Genomic DNA, 17,679 nt, shown 5'->3' on the forward strand with positions numbered 1-17,679 from the left:
AGGTTCCGCAAATTAATGCAGAACCTTAAGTGGTTAATTTGATGGGGAGGTGCGTTATTATTTACTGTTTAATTTATCGGCAAGCAGCTTCATGTAAAAACCGCCCACCACACTTCTGGCTTTGAAATTATCGCGGATGCCGGTATTTGAATCATAGAAATCATTTAAAGGCACTCTCGATTCAGTTTCGATAGCATGCTTGTAAACCGGATGAACCAGCGCCTCGAATTCCTTTTGTGTTGGTGCAAAAGCAGCGGTCCACAAAATCCAGTCATTTTTAGTATAGGCCTTTCTGCTATCTAATGGAATACCGTATTTATTTTGTTTCGTCAGGTAATATTTGGTTTCGGTATCATATATTTTTTGAGGGAATAAATTTAAATTTAAGACCTTATCCCAAACAAGGTTATATTTCTGGCTCCATGTATTCTTATTATCGAACGTTAGCGCATAATGATCGCCGGCATCGGCCATTTCCATCCATTTTGGCACCATGCTTTCGGCAATCGCCCTATATTTTTTAGCGATATCATCGTATCCCAATGTTTGGGCCATCTGGGCATAACAAGCTATACCTACAATTGCTTTTACCGATAAGTTAGCATTGCGAGCCAGGTGACCGGCAAAGTCATCGGTACATAATTGTGTTTTTGGGTCTAAACCTTCTTTGGTTAAATAATCAACCCATGTAGTTAAGGTTTTCCAGTGTGCTTTGGCATAGTCGGCATTTCCCTGTGCTTTGGCAATTGCAGCAGTTAAAATGATCATGTTACCTGATTCTTCAACAGGCATTGGCTCGCCATATGTTTGCCCGTTGGCCAGTGGATAAGTACCAAGATCGTGTGCTGCCCAGGGATGAGGATACTTTCCGCTTTCGCTGAAATAGAAAATACCATTTAACATCCCTTTTAATAACTCTGGATTATATATCAGGTATAAGGGTGCCGATGGATAAGTTACATCTACCGTGTTGATAAAACCGCCACTGTTATTTTCTTTTGATAACCATAAAATTTCGCCCTGGGGACTCTTTACCAGGGTGTGTGCGGCAATGCTCTGGCGATAACCCAGAACACATAAATCGGCGTATTCCTTACCACCAGATTTTAAGGCATCGGCATACAAAGCCTTATTAAAAGTTTCACACTTCTCTACTACTTTTTTATATTCGTCTGCCGCAGCAGTTAATTGTGCCTCAATGGTTTCTTTACCTGAGGTATTCCACCAGGGCCTTAAATTTTTATTGAAATACTGAATACTGTAAATTTCATCATAACCCAGTTCAACATATTTCTCAACGGCAGTTTTGCCTACAGTGCCGAAAGGGATAATGGTATTTAAGGCAAGCATTTTACCTTGTTTGGCAGTTGAAGCGGAATTACCTTGTCTAAATGCATCAGCTGCATTTTTTTCAGTTGTTACAAACTGGATGGCATTACTGGTTTTTGGCGCAGCTACATAAAAGTAACCCCAATCAATACGCATATCATCACTTGCTTTTTGAAGGATCGGCTGCTCTACCGTACCTGTTTTCAATACCGATAATTTGGCTGTGCCGTATTTAGTGGCTGTAACTTCCTGCGTAGGGCGATAAACAGCAATGTTTGACGCTGCGCTCAGATATACCTTTACCTGATGTGTTTTGCTATCATTTGCCTTTACCTGGTACGAAACATAAGAAACCGGGCGAGCAAACAAACCCAAATCATTCATCAATAAGGGTGAAGTGAAAGTTAATTTGAGATCTATTTTACCACAAGTAAAGTTATAAATGGTTTGCGTAGCATTAATTTCTACACTTTTTTGCTTAGCGATCTGAACTTTCCCGGCATTATCCTTTAATTTATCTACCAGACCAAAATCAAGGAACCGACCGCCGGCAGTATTTTTAAGGTGAATGGCCATTACATTTGATCCTGCTTTTAAAGCACTCTTATCGCTATTGCTTAATGCAATATATTTGAAATCATTGGTCCAGCCTTCTTTTGTATAGATTCTTTTTCCATTCAGGTAAACCTCGATATTATCGTCATGATTAATTTTTAAAAACAGCTCGTTTATTGACGTAGGGTTAGCGACATTGAAAGTTCTCCTTACCCATATATCGTTTGATTTCCATAATGTTTTTACATTTTTGGCATCGTCGCCTATAGGTGCATTACCCGTTTGCCAGTTGCTGGCCGCGTAGCCAGCAGCCTTCCAATCTCCCTGAGGCTCAGTTTCAGTATATCTTACCTCATACAATTTTTCATCTGATGCAGGTACAACGGTTTTATAGCTGGTACTTTCTTTACCTAAAAAGCGATAAATACTACCGTCAACATTGATCATTCCTAAAAGCGAATGATCGGCACCTGTCCAGTGTTGAGTAGCAGACTCATTTAATTTATCGGTGGTAGACCAAATGCTGAAATAGGTATTGTGTGTAATTAAGGGATAGGCCGGGGCTTTCCGTTCCTGCGCCTTTAACAAACTGCCTGCAAACATACAGCCGAGTATGCCTATGGCTTTTAATATTTTGGTTCTGTTCATTGTGTGTGTGTTGAAATCCGGTAGTATATCTGGTTAGATTAATATTAGTTAAACGTTTTACTAAAGTATAAAATATAATTTGCTTTATGAAAAGAAGTCTATTTTAATTGTCTAATCGACAATTAAAGTAATAGTCTAAAAAAATACATGAAGTTTTCAGGCTTCATGTATTTTTCAGATGTGTAGAGCGCTATTTATTAAGGCTGTTTTTTATTGATGGTCCACTCTGATAACTGGAATAAACGGCTTCCCCTATTGGCTTTGATATAAAGGCGGTAAAATTTATAGGCTACAAAATTGTCGAAATAATACCGTTTGGTTACGCGTCTTTCACCTGAATTGGCCCAGGGGCAAGAGGTTACCGTATGTAAGTCGGTATACTGAATACCATCTATTGACCCCTGTAAAATCCAATACCGTGGGTCCCTGTCTTCAGCATCGTTGCCCGAAGTTAAAGTGTAAGCGCCAACTACCTGCGGCGTTGTGAGTTCAAATGTACACCTTTGCGTACCATCAAAACCTGCCTGTAAGAACTTGGTTGTAATGTCGCCATCCACCAGTTTTTTCGATCCCTCATTAGAATCGGGTCCGGCACCTGCTTCTAAGTTTACCGAAAATATGCCTCCAATAGTGCGCATATAATTTTCTCCGATTTTGGTAGGGTCGAAATTGGGATCAACAATATTTAAAATCACTTCTTTTGCGGCAGAATAACCCTGGCCATTTCTGGTGGTTAATGTTACTTTATATTTACCCGGGAAACGGTAGGTATGTTTTGGATTAACTAAAACCGAAGTACTGTCATCTCCAAACTGCCACAATAAAGTTTTGTAATTTGTAGAGGTACCGGTGAACTGATACTCTAAAAACTTTACCGTATCAGGCCTCACATAGGTAAAACCTGCTGTTGGTTTAGGTTCGTCCACTACAGGCACAACCTCTTCCGCATCTTTCTTACACTTTACTGTGGTAATTACAATAAGTATTAAAAGAGATAGGAGACTAAATAATCTTTTCATGTTATTTTTCATATCTGATTAATATTTAAGGTGTTGGGAATAACTGAGATTTTGGTATTACCCTTTTGGATAAAATATTCGGCACTTCAATTTCTAAATAAGCTTGCTGACCGCCCACATTTTCACGGTGATGTGCCTCAATGGTGTAACGTTTTCCGCGTTCTAAAAATATGGTACCTTTACGTGAGTCTTTATCCCATTGAGTGGTATAATCATCAACCAAAGCAACACCATTTACATATAGTCTGGAACCATCATCCCAACGGGTTTGATAGAAAGTATAGGTACCACGTACCGGAGCTAAAAATTCGCCCTTCCATTTAACAGCAAAATTATCCCGGCTTAATTGAGTTCCGCCATCATTTTTTACGTTGTCGGGCCAACCATCACCACTAAAATTAATTTGCTGATCAATCCTTGTTACAAATGGTGCGCGTCCATCATCCGGATCTAACTGGGTGTTGGTATAATATCTCGCGGTTAAACCAGTACCGTTTCCGGTAATGTAAGAGTTATTATCCAAGTTTACGTTAGGATCCACCACCACAATTAACTTACTTTTTGTAGGGTGAATTACATGATTGTTTGCCTCGCTAATACTGAAGGCGAATGCAAATTTCTTATTGGCAACAATGTTGGCATCAAAAACCGGCCATGGGATCTGAAGCCGCACCACTGCACTGGAAGCGCCTGTGGCAAAGCGAACCAAAGTATCAACACTATAATCTTTAGCAGCCAGATGTATGGCATCAGCAGGCAACGTTCCGTTACCTACCAGCGTACTAACGGTATCAATATTTTCTTTGATTTTAATATTGAAAGCTGTTGATGGCTGATTTTCCAGATTTACAATGAGCGGAATGGTTACCCCTGCAGGCCCCACTATATAATCTCCCTGATATACCACGTTGTAGATACCTGCGTTTTTGAATGTTAAGTAATGTAAATCGGTAGATTTCAGCAGATCAGAAGTATTGATGATTACCATGATGGTAGATTTGCCGGCAGCAATTTTGTTTCCTTTGCCCGGAGCTGAAAGCTTTAGTGCAAAGACAACTTTTTTACCATAATTGCGCTCCAATACGGACCGCCGGACAATGGCAATACCTTCACTGTTATCGGTACCATAAGCCACATTGATTACATTTGGATACTCAACTGCTGTAGACGGCATGAGTACCGCGTTGGTGATGGTTCCATTATTAATTAACTGGGCAACGGTATCATTATTTAAAGTTAAACCCACCTGGAAGGCCTCTTCTGCAACGCCGGTTAAAGAAATTTTAAAAGGCACCTTAACGTATTCGTTATCTATGGAAACCTTTCCGGCAACAATACCTTCCCCTGTTATACTCCGGATATTGGGATCGGGCAGTGTTAAGTCTTCAATTTTTGATTTGCGACAAGAATAAATGCCAATGATGGCTAAACTTATCAATGCGATATATATAATTTTTTTCATTTTATGCTATTTTAAATGATCAGCAAATCTGTTATTGATCTAACCAAACGCGGCCATCAAGTTTCCAGGTTTGTTTATTGGCAATTTTTAACCAGTTTATAATCTGCGCCGGGATATCTGCTGTTTGCGGAACAAATACGGCCAGTGTTTCCGGAGCTGGCGGGCAGATCAGATCATTAAAACTCTCCCAGTCATAAGTTCCCTGAAATTTAAAATCATGTGCCTGCGAACTGATATCTGCCATGATATTGCCATTCCCATCTGTTGCAGGCCAGTACCCTACCAGGAAATTAAAGTATGGATGACTTTGATCTATTGAAGTTTGACAGGCATAATTACCAATCATTCCATCAGGAACAGAGAATTTAAAAAAGCGGATGTCGCTGACATATACATCAGGCGAGCCGTGGCCATTTCCGTTCAAAAATCCCAGTTTTAAAGGATTGGAATTCGCCAATGAACCCGAACCTGTAATTTCGAGTTCATTGTTAAAGGTACCATTGGTATAGGTGCGTACAAAACGCTGTCCATTACGCACTTCAATTTTTGCAGTCAGGTTTGTCCATTTTCCTTTAGCAAAACTTCCGCCCCTGCATTGGTGATAATCTCCATCTTTAGTGCCCCGCCACTCAAAATACCAATAGTCTTCTTCTAAATAGATTACCCAACCTACGCTTGGATGGCCACTGGACCACTCGTTACGCTTGCCGAGCACACTTGGCCAGAAAAATCTGTCTTCATTCTTTTTAACCTTTAGCTCAATGGTCACCTTTGTTGTATCGTCAATATTATAAACATTGGCATCAGCAGCGTCAACCTGTGCCCTCACGTTCTCGCCCTTAAAACGGATGGTTTTGCCCAAATACCGGTTACCCGTAAACGGCTTTGTTAAAATCCGTTTGTTGTAGGTTGGTGCATAATAAATTACAAATGCGTTTACTTTGGGTTGGCTAAAAATGGTCTGGTCATCGGCATTTGCAGGTAAAGTATACTGCCCACCAGCACTTGAGGCAATAACCACCAACCATTGTTCATTATTATAATTTGGGCGTTTTTTTAATGCTGCAAGAATTTCACCTACACCGGTATCAAATTTTTCTATCGCTGCTTTATATGCCGGAAAAGAAACATCATATCCAGAGGCTGCCCCTGCTGCACTAACTCCTGTAAAATGGCCTACAATAACTGATGCGGTATCACTTCCGATATTGCTGATCAAACCTGCTTTAACTGCATCATCATCTGCCACCAGACTACTGGCATCAGCCCCCGTGTTTAACGATTTAAAAACCGCCGAAGGCGTATAGGTAACAATTTTCGATTTTGCACTTGCCTCTTTGATCCTGTTGAAGATTATCGGGTAATTCTGCAGATTGTTGTTCGTTAATGCATCACTGGTAACCTTATGCTTCTCCTTTTTAACCCCGGTTAACATATTTGCCCAATTAGTTGCATTTGCCGTTGCATCAGGATCACTTAAACCAACCCAGGTGTAGATTGCGTGCGGTAAAATGGCATCGATATTTGGCGTATTGGCATCTAAAACCGATTGCCCCCTGGCGCCATCAACTATTAAATAAAGAACCTTACGGTTTCCGTATTTAACGGTTGTAGTATCACTTGCATTCTTATCCCCAATAGTTCTCTCGAATTCTTTATTGCAAGAAAATATGGCTGTGGCGGTTATTGCTGCGATTAAGCCAATCAATAATCTATATTTTTTCATCATACTCATCTTAATTTATATCTGGTTAGCTTAATCTGTTATTCGATGGTTACTCTAATCATATTGTATAATGGTAAATTATCAAAACGGCTAAACCCACCGATTAGCAATAATGCTTTTTTACCATCTGCAGATTTGGTTTCAATTACATCAGCTAAGCTACCACTAAACGGACCGGTTGAATTGTATCCTTTAGCCAATGTTCCTGTTGGGGTTAAAACCATAAACCCATTTCTGGTGATGCCATTATATTTGATAAAATAGCCACTTACCACAATTAACCCGTTGCTAAGCTGTTTGGCAAAATCAGCTTGCCCTCCTTCGAAGTTCAGCGATTTGAATGATTCGTCTAAAGTGCCGTTATCGTTTAAAACGGCAACACCTAAAGCTGCTTTACCGTTATAGTGCGTAAAACTTCCGGTGATCACGTATTTTTTTGTGGTTACATTATAAGTACAGGAATATATGCCATTATCTGCACCGGTGCCAGGCGTAAAAGTAGGGTCAATGCTACCATCAGCATTTAACCGGATGATGCGGTTAGCTTGCTGACCATCGAAAGTGGTAAAATTACCAAACACCACCAGTTTTTCTAACTTCTCAGCCTCAGTGTGCATATAAGTATCGATAGGTCCGTTTGCACTTTCTTTTCCCTTATTTGTAGCGGTATTAAAACGGAATGTTTTATCAAGGCTGCCATCTAAATTGAAGCGCAAAACCTGGCGGATTTCTGTACTATCCAAGATTACCGTATCTCTTGATAAGTCGTAATTGAACTTATCATAAGTTCTTTTAACATAATATCTAAAATCACCGGTAGCCAGAATTTTCCCTTGATGCGCATATACGCGGTTGATAAAACCATTGGTGCCACCGTTAAACCTCGGAAACCATTTTTGGGTAACGGTATCAGTTACCGTTGGCTTTCTCTTTGTTTGGATTTTTACCGTGTCGATTGCTCCGCTGGTGAACAAACTGGTAATATTGCTGATGTTTTCGGTACGCTGGTTAAATCCGCTAAAACCACCTGCTATAATAAAACGGCCTCCAATCTCTAAAATCCTGGCCAAACTACCGTTAGCCCCCCTTCCTGTACGGAAGGTACGGTCATATTCTCCATCCAGTGATGTTCTTGCAATCCTGTTAATCGGAACCACACCGCCCTTGTTATCAAAATTTGTGAAATTACCTACTACGATATTCCTTCCATCAAGCATTTCGTATACCTGACTTACAAAACCGTTGGTGCCTGCTGTGGCTTTAAAAGTGGGATCAATCTTAATAAGCCCCGTTACCGTAAAAGTAGGACCAATAAATAACTGATCGCCAATGGCGATGGATGTTACGCCTGTACTTCCGCTTTCCGGAACTTTAACCGTAATTTCTGTGGGGGTTACACTAACTACTTCCGCCTTTTCGCCATTGAACATAAAGGTTAACTGATCTTTATATTTATCAAAGCCAGAAGCTTTGATCACCACGGAGGTACCAACATTACCAACAGCAGGAACAGGTACATCAGTTTGTGAAATGGCCACCCCTAAAGGTGATTTGGCATCGGCGTATGGATCAGGAATCACATCGTCGGCCTTTTTACATCCCTGAAAGCTAAAAGCCAGCAGGGTGATTATTGCGAATATTAATTTAATTTTTTTCATGGTTTAATTTCTTGAGGTCACTCCAAATGCGATTTTATTTTGAAGAATCAGACGGTGTTAGCCCACTATAATACACATCACTAAAAAAATCGCGTTCGTTGAAACCGAAATAAGCGCCACCTCTTGTTTCATTATAGGCCAAAGTGTGCACAACGCCATTGGTAGGTTTTATATCAGACGACGCTACCTTATTGATGTACCAGTTATCATTAGGTTTTGAAGCATCAGGGATATAGGTCAGATTTAATTGGCGGTACCCGATATACTTGATATTATTTGCGGTGCCATAGGTTACCCCGATATTTGAGATATTACCCCCGAGAGAATAATACAAACCGCCTGGATAAACACTTTTAACATCAAAATCGATCTGTTGATAGTCCTTTAATTTATTCACACCCTTAAACATATAGCGTTGCAAATATCTCTTCCAGATTACCGGACTAATCTGATCCAGCGTTTTAACAGTATCTTTTCCTGAATAAAAGAGAAAATTATTCAATCCACCGGTTTTAACTGTACCAATTGTTTTCTTAATTACCTCATCATCAGGTGCAAAAAATGTAAAGTCTTCATTAGAAAAGGTGCTTTCCATACCGGCCAGTTTTACAATTTGGGCTATGGTATCAAATGGTACTTTTTTAGCCTGTAAGTATTGAAGCATGTTCCCGTTAAAATTAGGATTGGCCAGACCTCCATCCCGATAATATTCATCTCGTTTACAAGCATTTAACACAAGCAGTAAAGCAGCACAAGCAAAAATTAGCTTTTTCATATGTCTTTTATTATAATTAATTACCACCATTAACCCAGTAATCATTCAATTTCATAAATGGGTTGTTGTTTAGCGCATTTTGGTTAATTGGCCAGGTCCAGGCACCACGACTAAATTTATCGGATGTAAGTACGTTGTAAGAATACTGACTGTTCAAGATTCTCTTCGTTCTAACGAGATCAAAATAATGGTGTCCCTCGCCAATCAGTTCTCTTGAACGTTCGTAAAAGATAAATTCTTTAAGATCTCCGTTTGAAGAGGTATAGGGAGATGCTCCAGCGCGGGCCCTTACCATATTAACCAATTTGATGGCTTCGGCATCTTCATCGATATTGGCCATCGCCTCTGCTGCCAGCAAAAGTCCCCCCCCATATCTAAAAATCATAAAGGTGTTATCCGGATTGGCATCTTCCTCCCCTACGATAAAAGAGTTTTTGGCATATTTTAACATCATGAACTTACCATTGTCGGCAAAAATATCTTCATTAAACCAGGTAGTAATCCTTTTATCACCACCGTCCTGAAAAAGTTTTTGCATGTACTCGCCCCGGTAATAAGCAAAACTTACGCGGTGGGTATACTCAGGCCTTTTGTATGGATAATGCAAAAACATATCGGCAATAGGTGCTACGTTCAGTACGGCATCACCATAATTTATACTTTGATAAAATTCGAATAAGCTTTCATCCGAACGGCCTTTGATTACTGTTGACCAATCTGAAAGTGGTAATAACCGATAGGCATTACTTGCAACCAGTTCTCTCCCTAAATCTGCGGTAGCCTGATAATATTTTTTTGCGTTGGCACCATCGAAACCTGCATTCCACATGTTCATCTCCATCATCAGGGCAATAATACTGCCTCTGCTTGCGCGAACGCCTTTTAAAGCAGGGTCGCTATAGGTAAATGGAATCTGGTTTTTGTAACTATTTAAATCGGCAATACATTTATTTAATACGGATACGAAATTTTCGCGGGGTAGTGATGTAGAGTGAAATGCATCGGTATAATATACTACATCGCCAAATAACCGTACCATGGTAAAGTAACAAAGCGAGCGGATAAATGCGGCTTCGGCTTTAAACTGTCCTTTCTCTGTTTCGGAAACACCGGGTACACCTTCCTCTAATTTCGCGATGAGGATATTGGCTCCTTGAATGGCCCTATAATAACCTGTCCAGTCTGTTATTCTGTCAAAATTGTAATAATCCCAGGGCTGCCCTCTTCTGATCAGGTTTAACAGATCGTTTCTACCTAAATACTCCACATATTCCCTTGAAGGAGCATTATCAGACTGGCTTTCGTGCAATACTTCGCCCGATCGGTATTCTCCCACTGCACCAACATAATGTGTTTCGTTTATTTTGCTAAAAACAATCCTCGACAGATCATAAATATTAGCAACCACATCATCTTTAGACTGGAAATAATTGTTTCCTGTTAATTTATCCAAAGGCTGTACGTTTAAAAACTTTTTACATGAAGGCAAGCAAAAACATGCCGCAATAACCAAAGTGTAAATAATAACTTTTCTCATAATAAATATTTTAGTTGCCTGTATTAAGTTCTAAGTTTAAACCAATGTTATAGGTACGTGGCACAGGATAACCGTTAGAAATATCGCGACCTAATGAGGTTACGTTTTCCGGATTGGGGCCACTATACTTAGAAAATGTAATTAAGTTATTGGTTGAAGCAAATATTCTTAAATTGGCCAGCCCATATCTTTGGATCATCTTCTTATCGAACATATAAGAAAGCGTTAAATTATTAATTTTCAGATAGGTACCACTTTCCTGCCATAAAGTTTGATCGGCCCTTAATGGTTGAATGTTTCCATAACGGCTAAAATCATAAGGGTATGGATATTTAGCTACATCACCGGGGCGCTGCCAGATATTTAAATCACCCAACGGGACTACGGCGTTCAATGCATAAGGATCTCTCATAATGGCAATACGGTCTGCCAAGGCGTTATTTAAGATTGTTCTGTCAGCGGTGTAACTGGCATATACATTTAAACCCCATTTTTTATACCTCATGGTTAAGGATAAACCACCGGTTAACAGTGGTTGGGAGTTCCCGGTAATTTCATAATCGCGGCCATCCAGAATATAATCGCCGTTTACATCTTTCAAAATCGGGTCGCCGCCATAAAAGAAGGTATTGTTTGTTTGGTACCTTTTTCCGGTAACCGGATCTACCGGTACATCAGCATCTGTTTTATAAACCCCCTGGTTAATCCGCAGGTAGTTTGACAGGGTATTTCTGCCTACACGGAAAACATTATGCTGCAGGTAACCAGAACCATCGAAACGGATATACTGTCCGTTATATTCTGCCGGCAATTTTAACAGCACATCGCGGTTATACGCGCCATTTATCGAAAAAGATAAATCAAAATCCTTGCTGGTAATGGCTTTTACGATTAAGTTTACCTCGGTACCATAGTTAGCGATCCCCAAATCGTTACTCGCCAGTTTATTAAAACCTGTAGTATTTGATAACACACGATCGAACAATAAGTTATCTACCTTTTTGAAATAACTATCTACAACGATCGAGAATCTGTTTAGAAAACCAATATCGAAACCAATGTTGTACTGGCTTGTAGTGGTTGGTTTTAATGCCGGATTCGGAATTAAATCGTAGTTGATACCGATGGTTTGCGTGTTGTTGTAATTTCCATTCAGGTTGTAGATACCATAAATACTTTGAAGATTACCTGTAGGAACAATATTTTGGCCCCATGTTAACCTTAAACTACCATAGTCCAGCCATTTTTGATCAATTAACCAGTTTTCTTTGTTAAAATTCCATCTTAAACCTACTGAAGAGTTTTTAGAATATGGATTTTCCAAACCACTAGATGAGGTACCGTCTAAACGGTAGGAAAACTCGGCCACATATTTTTTGTCGTAATCGTAAGATAGCGATCCAGCAAAAGAAGCAATTGTGGCGTTTTTATAACTACTTAACACCCCGCCACCTCTTGAGTAATAACCGTCGTAACCGAGTGGCCCCTGAAGCTGATCATTCGGAATTCTTTCCTGCCTGCTGATGGATGATTGGGCCCCCAGTTTATAGATTTCGTTAAAAGTATTGATGAAGATATTGTGCTTTTCGCCTAATGTTTTAGCATAGGTAATTGCATTTCTGTTGTACAACTGAAAATTTCTGCCATTGTAATCATAAAGTTTGGCAAATGATCCATTGGCCGCAGCAGGTGTAAACGTAGTTTCTGTATCTGATGTATAATCGTAGCTTAAGGTAGATGATGCTGCCAAACCTGGTATAAATTCGTAACGGGCATCGATATTTGCCCTTAAATTTCTGGAGTTATTATCATTCAGCGTTTGCAAAGCAGATAACACCCCGCCAGAGGCCTGATAAAAAGAAGGAGGCGGTAAAAGCGTTGAAGCCTGGCCGTTTGCTGCTACACCCGATTGAAGTAAGCCTGCGCCGTTACCTTTATTTTGTTTACCCACCGAGCCATTAACAAAACCGAAAAACCTAAATTTATCGTTCGGTTTAAACTCCATGTTCATGTTTAAGTTATACCTGTTATAACCCGTATTTTTAATTACACCTTTTTCTGCATAGTAGCCCATGTTGGCTTTGTAATTAAACTTTTGGTCGCCACCATCTAAGGCCAGGTTATGGCTTTGGTTAAAGGTGGTTTGATAAAATACATCCTGCCAATCGGTAGAGTTATTGTAATAGGCATTTAAACTATCGGCAAGGAAAGGTGTATTGCTGATTCCCCTGATTTGATTAATGGTTTCGGCATTTAATATAATCTGCTGGATCTTTAACTGACGTTCAGAATTACCGCCTAATGTTTCGCGTAGTTTAGGAGGAGCATTTACGAAAAAGTTTGATACGTATCTAATCCGTGGCACTTTAGAGTTACCTCTTTTAGTAGTGATGATGATTACCCCGTAGGCCCCTCTTGACCCGTACATGGAAGTGGCCTGCGCATCTTTCAGGATCTGGATATTTTCAATATCCTCCTGAGGGATCAACGAGAGCGGACTCACGCCAGGCCCCTGTGTTTGAAAACCAAACTCCGCTGCCTTATCTGCATCTAATGGCACACCATCGATGATGTATAATGGCGAAGTAGGCTGTAAAAAAGAATCGTTACCGCTACCCGAAATACTTAAGCTGGATAAACCACGAAGCTGTACCGACCCCCTAAAACCAGGGGCACCGGTATTATTCTGGATATTTAAACCCGGAACCTTACCCTGTAAAAGCGTTTCAATGTTTGACACCGGAACATCAGCAACATCCTTTGCACCAAGCACTTGCACCGATCCGGCGGTTGTTTCTTTTGGTCTGTTCTGGTAAGCTACGATAATTACATCATTAAGATCTTTACGGTTTTCGCTAATGGTAACCGTAATATTGGTTTGACCGGTAATTTTGGCTGATGCCGTATTGTAACCTAAAAATTTAAAAAGCAACGTTTCGCCAACAGGTACGTTAACCGAAAATTTTCCATCGCCATTGGTTTGCGTTAAGCCTTTATTTGTGCTTTGCAAAATAACGGATACGCCTGGCACCCCTTGTTTGGTGTCTTTATCGAGTACCCTACCATTTACAATAATGTTTTTTTCTTGCGAATAGGCATTCGTACAACATATTATACATACTATAAGTAATGTATATAAAAGTATATTTCTTTTCATCGTAATTAACTTTATGGATCAACTATTCGTTAGCAAATTTTGGGTTCTCATTTTTGAAATGAAAAACGATTTCCCAGTCGCCGGCCTTGTAAATAGCGAAATCGACACCGAAACTGCCTACTGTACGTGTACCCCCAAAACCAATCCGGGAGTAGCTCAGTTCTGCTTTTGCCCTTGATCCGCCTCTGGCGTAAGATGTAGGGATTTCAACCAATGGAATTGGATAAGCAACATCATACTGCACATATTTTTCGGTTTTTTGGATATTGAATCCATGGATCATCTTATCCCAAACCGTTTCATTAAAAAACTTGGGATCGATCGGTAAAGAATCTTTACCCAAAACCACAATACGCAGGGAATGTCCGTTACCGCCAGATGTAAACGGGCGGATGTACACTACTGCATCCTTTTTATCATTGTTGCTCACCAGATTTAAATTTGAGGTAGCACCGATTACATTATTCAGATAAGGGCGGATGTAATCCCTCAGTTTTTTGTCTAAAGGAAATTTTGGATCAGGCGCAGGCAAACCCGTGTAGGCATTAAAATCATTCGAAGGTTCGTAAGGGCGCTCTCTGAACGGCCTGATCTGAAAATCCCTGATCAAACGCTCGCCACCCGAATTTTTAACCTTTACATCAAAAAAGCGGGTATCCTGAGAAAAGTTGGTACTATCTGTTGGACGAGGTTTTAATATCTGGTTAGTTGCCGATGGCCATAAAATAAATTCACCTGATGAACGTATCTCGAATATGGGATGTGTTTCAATTTTTCTTTTGGCCTCAATTTCGGCCAGGCTTTTTTCCAGACCGGTATAAGGAGCTGTCCACACATAAGTTGGCGCAGGTGTAAAAAGATCGTTCACCGGCTTTCCATCACCAAACCTCACATTTACAATTTCAAATGTAATCGGATTGGTAGAGTTATCGCTGTTAAAGCCTCCGATAAGGTTGGTTCTTCCGATGATCGGCTCCAGAATTTTATTGCTAAAATTTACATTGTTGCTGATATAATCTTTCTCATCAGGTAGATCAAATATCTTTTTACAGCCGCTAAAAAGAATTGCAGCAAGTAACAGGAGCGCAAAATATTTATATATGATCGATTTCATCGGACTATTTGGTTTAATTTTTCTATTTCGCATCACTTATTTCGTTTTGTTTATGGTAAACTCAGCCAGCTGGAATGTGCCGCTGTTTCTAAGCTCGGTGATCACAATGCGGTAAAATTTGTAAGCCACTGTGTTAGTACACCTAAATACCTTTTGCTGATACCTTTCTTCAAAGAAGAAATTAGATCTTCTATCCAGCTCCACCCAGTTCGAGCCATCCATTGAGCCTTCGTAAGTCCAGGCTTTTGGATCCCGCTCGTTGGCATCATTTGCAGATGTTAAGGTATATACTGATGAAACTGCCGGCGTTTTAAGTTCAAACCTCATCCATAGTTCGCCCTGTAAGTCGGCCAGGAATTTAGTATGGTCATCACCATCAATTACCTTTCTCGAATTTTCTCCACTGGTTATCCCTCCACCATTTTCGCGGTTGGATGAAAATATTCCACCAATTTCGAGGTAAAGGTTTGGTGGTGGCGGCACAAAAGTTAACCGGGTAACAAATTCATTAAAACCAAATACGTGATCGGCACTGATAACGTGCACAATACCATTTTTGGTCCGGATGTTATTTGACGATGTGGTACTGGTTGCCCAGTTACGAACGAATTTGCTTTTTTTGGTATTATCGAAATTGATAACCTCCGGTCCGGCGCCTACTTGTCCAGAAGCAGACATTTTGGTTACACTTGCATGCATGGGGTAACCGATGCGAACACTTTTTAAGTCTAAACCATCCTGAAGTTTTAAAGAATCGGTTGTTTTTCTACCCCGTACAATATAATAAGAGGTCATTGTATCTAATTGAACAGCATCAATGTTTGCCAAAAAAAGCGGATCCTTATCTGATAGCCTCCGTAGGGTATTTAAGTTCCGTAAAGCCAGCTGAAAGCTTGGGTTACTTACTGCAAATAAAGTAACATTGCTATCGGTTAAGGTCTTTTTCAAACCCATCCTGTCTATCGCTACAATCAGGGAATCAAAAACCCCCGGTTTACTTTTCAAATAATCGTAAGTATTTCCAGAAAAAGTTACATTCTGATCTGGTGCGTCATAAAATCCCCCGTTCTTTTTGCAGGAAGAATTGATGAGTGTTAGCAATGATAAGATTGCCAATGCACCTAAATATTTTATTGAATTTTTCATATCTGTGATCATTAGCGCCAGTAAGCATTTTGGGTTAATAAACTATTTTGAGAAAGCAGTTTTCTGGATATTGGCCAGTAGATGCCACCAGAGTTAATGAGGTTCATAAATTTGGCATCGTTTTGTTTGATTTTGTTGTAACGGATCAGATCATACCACCTGGAGCCTTCGCCCAACAATTCGCGGTGGCGTTCTTCGAAGATTAGTTTAATCACATCACCACCGTTGATCGCATCAATCAAAGCCGTAACATCATCGTATCTTCTACTCTGTACAACCAGCAACTCATTTAAAGCGCCATTTTGATCGCCCAATACGGATAGTGCTTCAGCACGCAGCAGAATGATATCTTCCAGGCGGGTAAAAACCAAAGCACTGGTAAAATACCTGAAGTTTGGATCTGTTCCGCCTCCCTGTATGACTTTGATTTTGCTGAAAATGGGATATTTACCATTAAGGTTGGTAAAATATCTTCCATCGTATTTGGCCTGGCCTAAAGTATCAACAGCAAACCTTTGGTCTTTTGGAAGGTTGAAATATTTCAGGATCGAATCTTTTGGAAGGTAAATATCCGGAACCGACTTGGTCATCACCGGTTCAGCCAAAGTCAACTCTTCAATATGCCCGGTTGATGAACCATCCACGTGGCCATAATCGGAGTTGAAACCGAACATCTGCCTGGTATTTTTATTATAGAAAAACCCATTGGAGTTAGACAAATCGGCACTTCCGGTAAAACCGCCGGCGCTTCTGCCATAATTATCTTCCACGAATTTGGCATATTTAGAAACGTTGGTATAATCGCCATTCCATGCGGCCAAATGAGCTAAAACGGCATATGCCGTAACTTTTGTAGCCAAGGCACCGCCCCATCTTCCCGAAGTTTCATTGTAATAATCAGTCGGCTGTTGCACGTCGCCGCCACTGTAAATAAAGGGCAGATCAGCAGCTGCTTTAAGCATTTCCTGTTCGGCCCACGCTAAAATCCTGGCCTGGCTTTCGCGGGGTTTATTGGTAAATTTACCTTCATCTGATGAGGTAATAAATGGGACATCGCCCCATATTCTTACCATGTAGAAATAAGCAAAAGCCCTTAAGAACCTGGCCTGCGCAATATCAACCGTCATGTTATTGCCCGTATAGCGTTTATCTGTTTCTCTTACATGCGCAATATTTTCCAGGAAAACATTGGCACCGTTTACAATAGCGTAAAACCTTGTCCAATCAGATAAGGCTTCCATTACAGGGTATGCCGCATTTAAATTATTGCCGATCACAGCCTTTAAATCCTGTCTTTTCGGGCTTAAAAATTCTCCTGTTCTTACATCACCATAAATCCAATGACCATTGTTATCTGATAATGCAGCACGCGTTAAAGCATACACACCTAAAATTCCGGATCGGGCATCTTCTACTGTATTCCAGGCATTTTTTTCGCCAACAACCCTGGTAGAATCTGTTTCTAAAGCTTTATTACAACTTGAAAAGGCTATTACAGAAAGCAGTAGTACGTAAAATATATTTTTCATCTTACCTGATGTTTTGTTCGTTCT

11 protein-coding genes are annotated in these 17,679 nt (G+C 40.2%); all 11 read right to left on the minus strand.

What is annotated here, in order from left to right:
* Window positions 1–57 precede the first annotated feature (57 nt).
* Window positions 58–2,532: a glutaminase domain-containing protein gene (locus tag ACFE6N_RS07890; protein ID WP_378935352.1), complete on the minus strand. Its 2,475-nt coding sequence runs from the start codon at window positions 2,530–2,532 to the stop codon at window positions 58–60.
* A 197-nt stretch (window positions 2,533–2,729) separates the two neighbouring features.
* Entirely contained in the window at window positions 2,730–3,551 is an 822-nt protein-coding gene (locus ACFE6N_RS07895) for a PKD domain-containing protein (RefSeq protein WP_186462329.1), read from the minus strand.
* Between the two features lie 25 nt (window positions 3,552–3,576).
* The gene (locus ACFE6N_RS07900) at window positions 3,577–5,013 is read right to left on the minus strand and encodes a PA14 domain-containing protein (RefSeq protein ID WP_378935354.1); all 1,437 of its coding nucleotides are present in this window, start codon (window positions 5,011–5,013) and stop codon (window positions 3,577–3,579) included.
* Between the two features lie 31 nt (window positions 5,014–5,044).
* Window positions 5,045–6,742, minus strand: a complete 1,698-nt coding sequence (locus ACFE6N_RS07905; protein ID WP_378935356.1) for a DUF4983 domain-containing protein — start codon at window positions 6,740–6,742, stop codon at window positions 5,045–5,047.
* A gap of 35 nt (window positions 6,743–6,777) precedes the next feature.
* The gene (locus ACFE6N_RS07910) at window positions 6,778–8,397 is read right to left on the minus strand and encodes a DUF5008 domain-containing protein (protein ID WP_090983159.1); all 1,620 of its coding nucleotides are present in this window, start codon (window positions 8,395–8,397) and stop codon (window positions 6,778–6,780) included.
* Window positions 8,398–8,431: 34 nt separating this feature from the next.
* Window positions 8,432–9,172 carry a fasciclin domain-containing protein gene (locus ACFE6N_RS07915; protein WP_159435227.1) on the minus strand — a complete coding sequence of 247 codons (741 nt, stop codon included), beginning with the start codon at window positions 9,170–9,172 and terminating at the stop codon, window positions 8,432–8,434.
* 16 nt (window positions 9,173–9,188) lie between these two features.
* Window positions 9,189–10,709, minus strand: coding sequence for a RagB/SusD family nutrient uptake outer membrane protein (locus ACFE6N_RS07920; RefSeq protein WP_378935359.1), 1,521 nt, complete (start codon window positions 10,707–10,709; stop codon window positions 9,189–9,191).
* 10 nt (window positions 10,710–10,719) lie between these two features.
* Window positions 10,720–13,866 carry a SusC/RagA family TonB-linked outer membrane protein gene (locus ACFE6N_RS07925; protein WP_378935361.1) on the minus strand — a complete coding sequence of 1,049 codons (3,147 nt, stop codon included), beginning with the start codon at window positions 13,864–13,866 and terminating at the stop codon, window positions 10,720–10,722.
* A gap of 22 nt (window positions 13,867–13,888) precedes the next feature.
* On the minus strand, window positions 13,889–14,980 hold the full coding sequence (locus tag ACFE6N_RS07930) for a DUF5007 domain-containing protein (RefSeq protein ID WP_378935363.1): 1,092 nt from the start codon (window positions 14,978–14,980) through the stop codon (window positions 13,889–13,891).
* Between the two features lie 36 nt (window positions 14,981–15,016).
* Window positions 15,017–16,126 (minus strand): discoidin domain-containing protein, encoded by a 1,110-nt coding sequence (locus ACFE6N_RS07935; protein WP_378935365.1) that lies wholly within the window; start codon window positions 16,124–16,126, stop codon window positions 15,017–15,019.
* Between the two features lie 11 nt (window positions 16,127–16,137).
* Complete coding sequence (locus ACFE6N_RS07940; protein ID WP_090983344.1) at window positions 16,138–17,655, minus strand: RagB/SusD family nutrient uptake outer membrane protein; 1,518 nt, start codon at window positions 17,653–17,655, stop codon at window positions 16,138–16,140.
* Between the last annotated feature and the right edge of the window lie 24 nt (window positions 17,656–17,679).

It is taken from the genome of Pedobacter sp. BG31 (genome assembly GCF_042464845.1).
Classification (GTDB): Bacteria; Bacteroidota; Bacteroidia; order Sphingobacteriales; family Sphingobacteriaceae; genus Pedobacter; species Pedobacter suwonensis.

Coding starts and splice junctions, on each gene's coding strand:
- ACFE6N_RS07890 (WP_378935352.1), bottom strand. CDS start 2,532: ATGAACAGAACCAAAATATTAAAAGCCATAGGCATACTCGGCTGTATG.
- ACFE6N_RS07895 (WP_186462329.1), bottom strand. CDS start 3,551: ATGAAAAGATTATTTAGTCTCCTATCTCTTTTAATACTTATTGTAATT.
- ACFE6N_RS07900 (WP_378935354.1), bottom strand. CDS start 5,013: ATGAAAAAAATTATATATATCGCATTGATAAGTTTAGCCATCATTGGC.
- ACFE6N_RS07905 (WP_378935356.1), bottom strand. CDS start 6,742: ATGATGAAAAAATATAGATTATTGATTGGCTTAATCGCAGCAATAACC.
- ACFE6N_RS07910 (WP_090983159.1), bottom strand. CDS start 8,397: ATGAAAAAAATTAAATTAATATTCGCAATAATCACCCTGCTGGCTTTT.
- ACFE6N_RS07915 (WP_159435227.1), bottom strand. CDS start 9,172: ATGAAAAAGCTAATTTTTGCTTGTGCTGCTTTACTGCTTGTGTTAAAT.
- ACFE6N_RS07920 (WP_378935359.1), bottom strand. CDS start 10,709: ATGAGAAAAGTTATTATTTACACTTTGGTTATTGCGGCATGTTTTTGC.
- ACFE6N_RS07925 (WP_378935361.1), bottom strand. CDS start 13,866: ATGAAAAGAAATATACTTTTATATACATTACTTATAGTATGTATAATA.
- ACFE6N_RS07930 (WP_378935363.1), bottom strand. CDS start 14,980: ATGAAATCGATCATATATAAATATTTTGCGCTCCTGTTACTTGCTGCA.
- ACFE6N_RS07935 (WP_378935365.1), bottom strand. CDS start 16,126: ATGAAAAATTCAATAAAATATTTAGGTGCATTGGCAATCTTATCATTG.
- ACFE6N_RS07940 (WP_090983344.1), bottom strand. CDS start 17,655: ATGAAAAATATATTTTACGTACTACTGCTTTCTGTAATAGCCTTTTCA.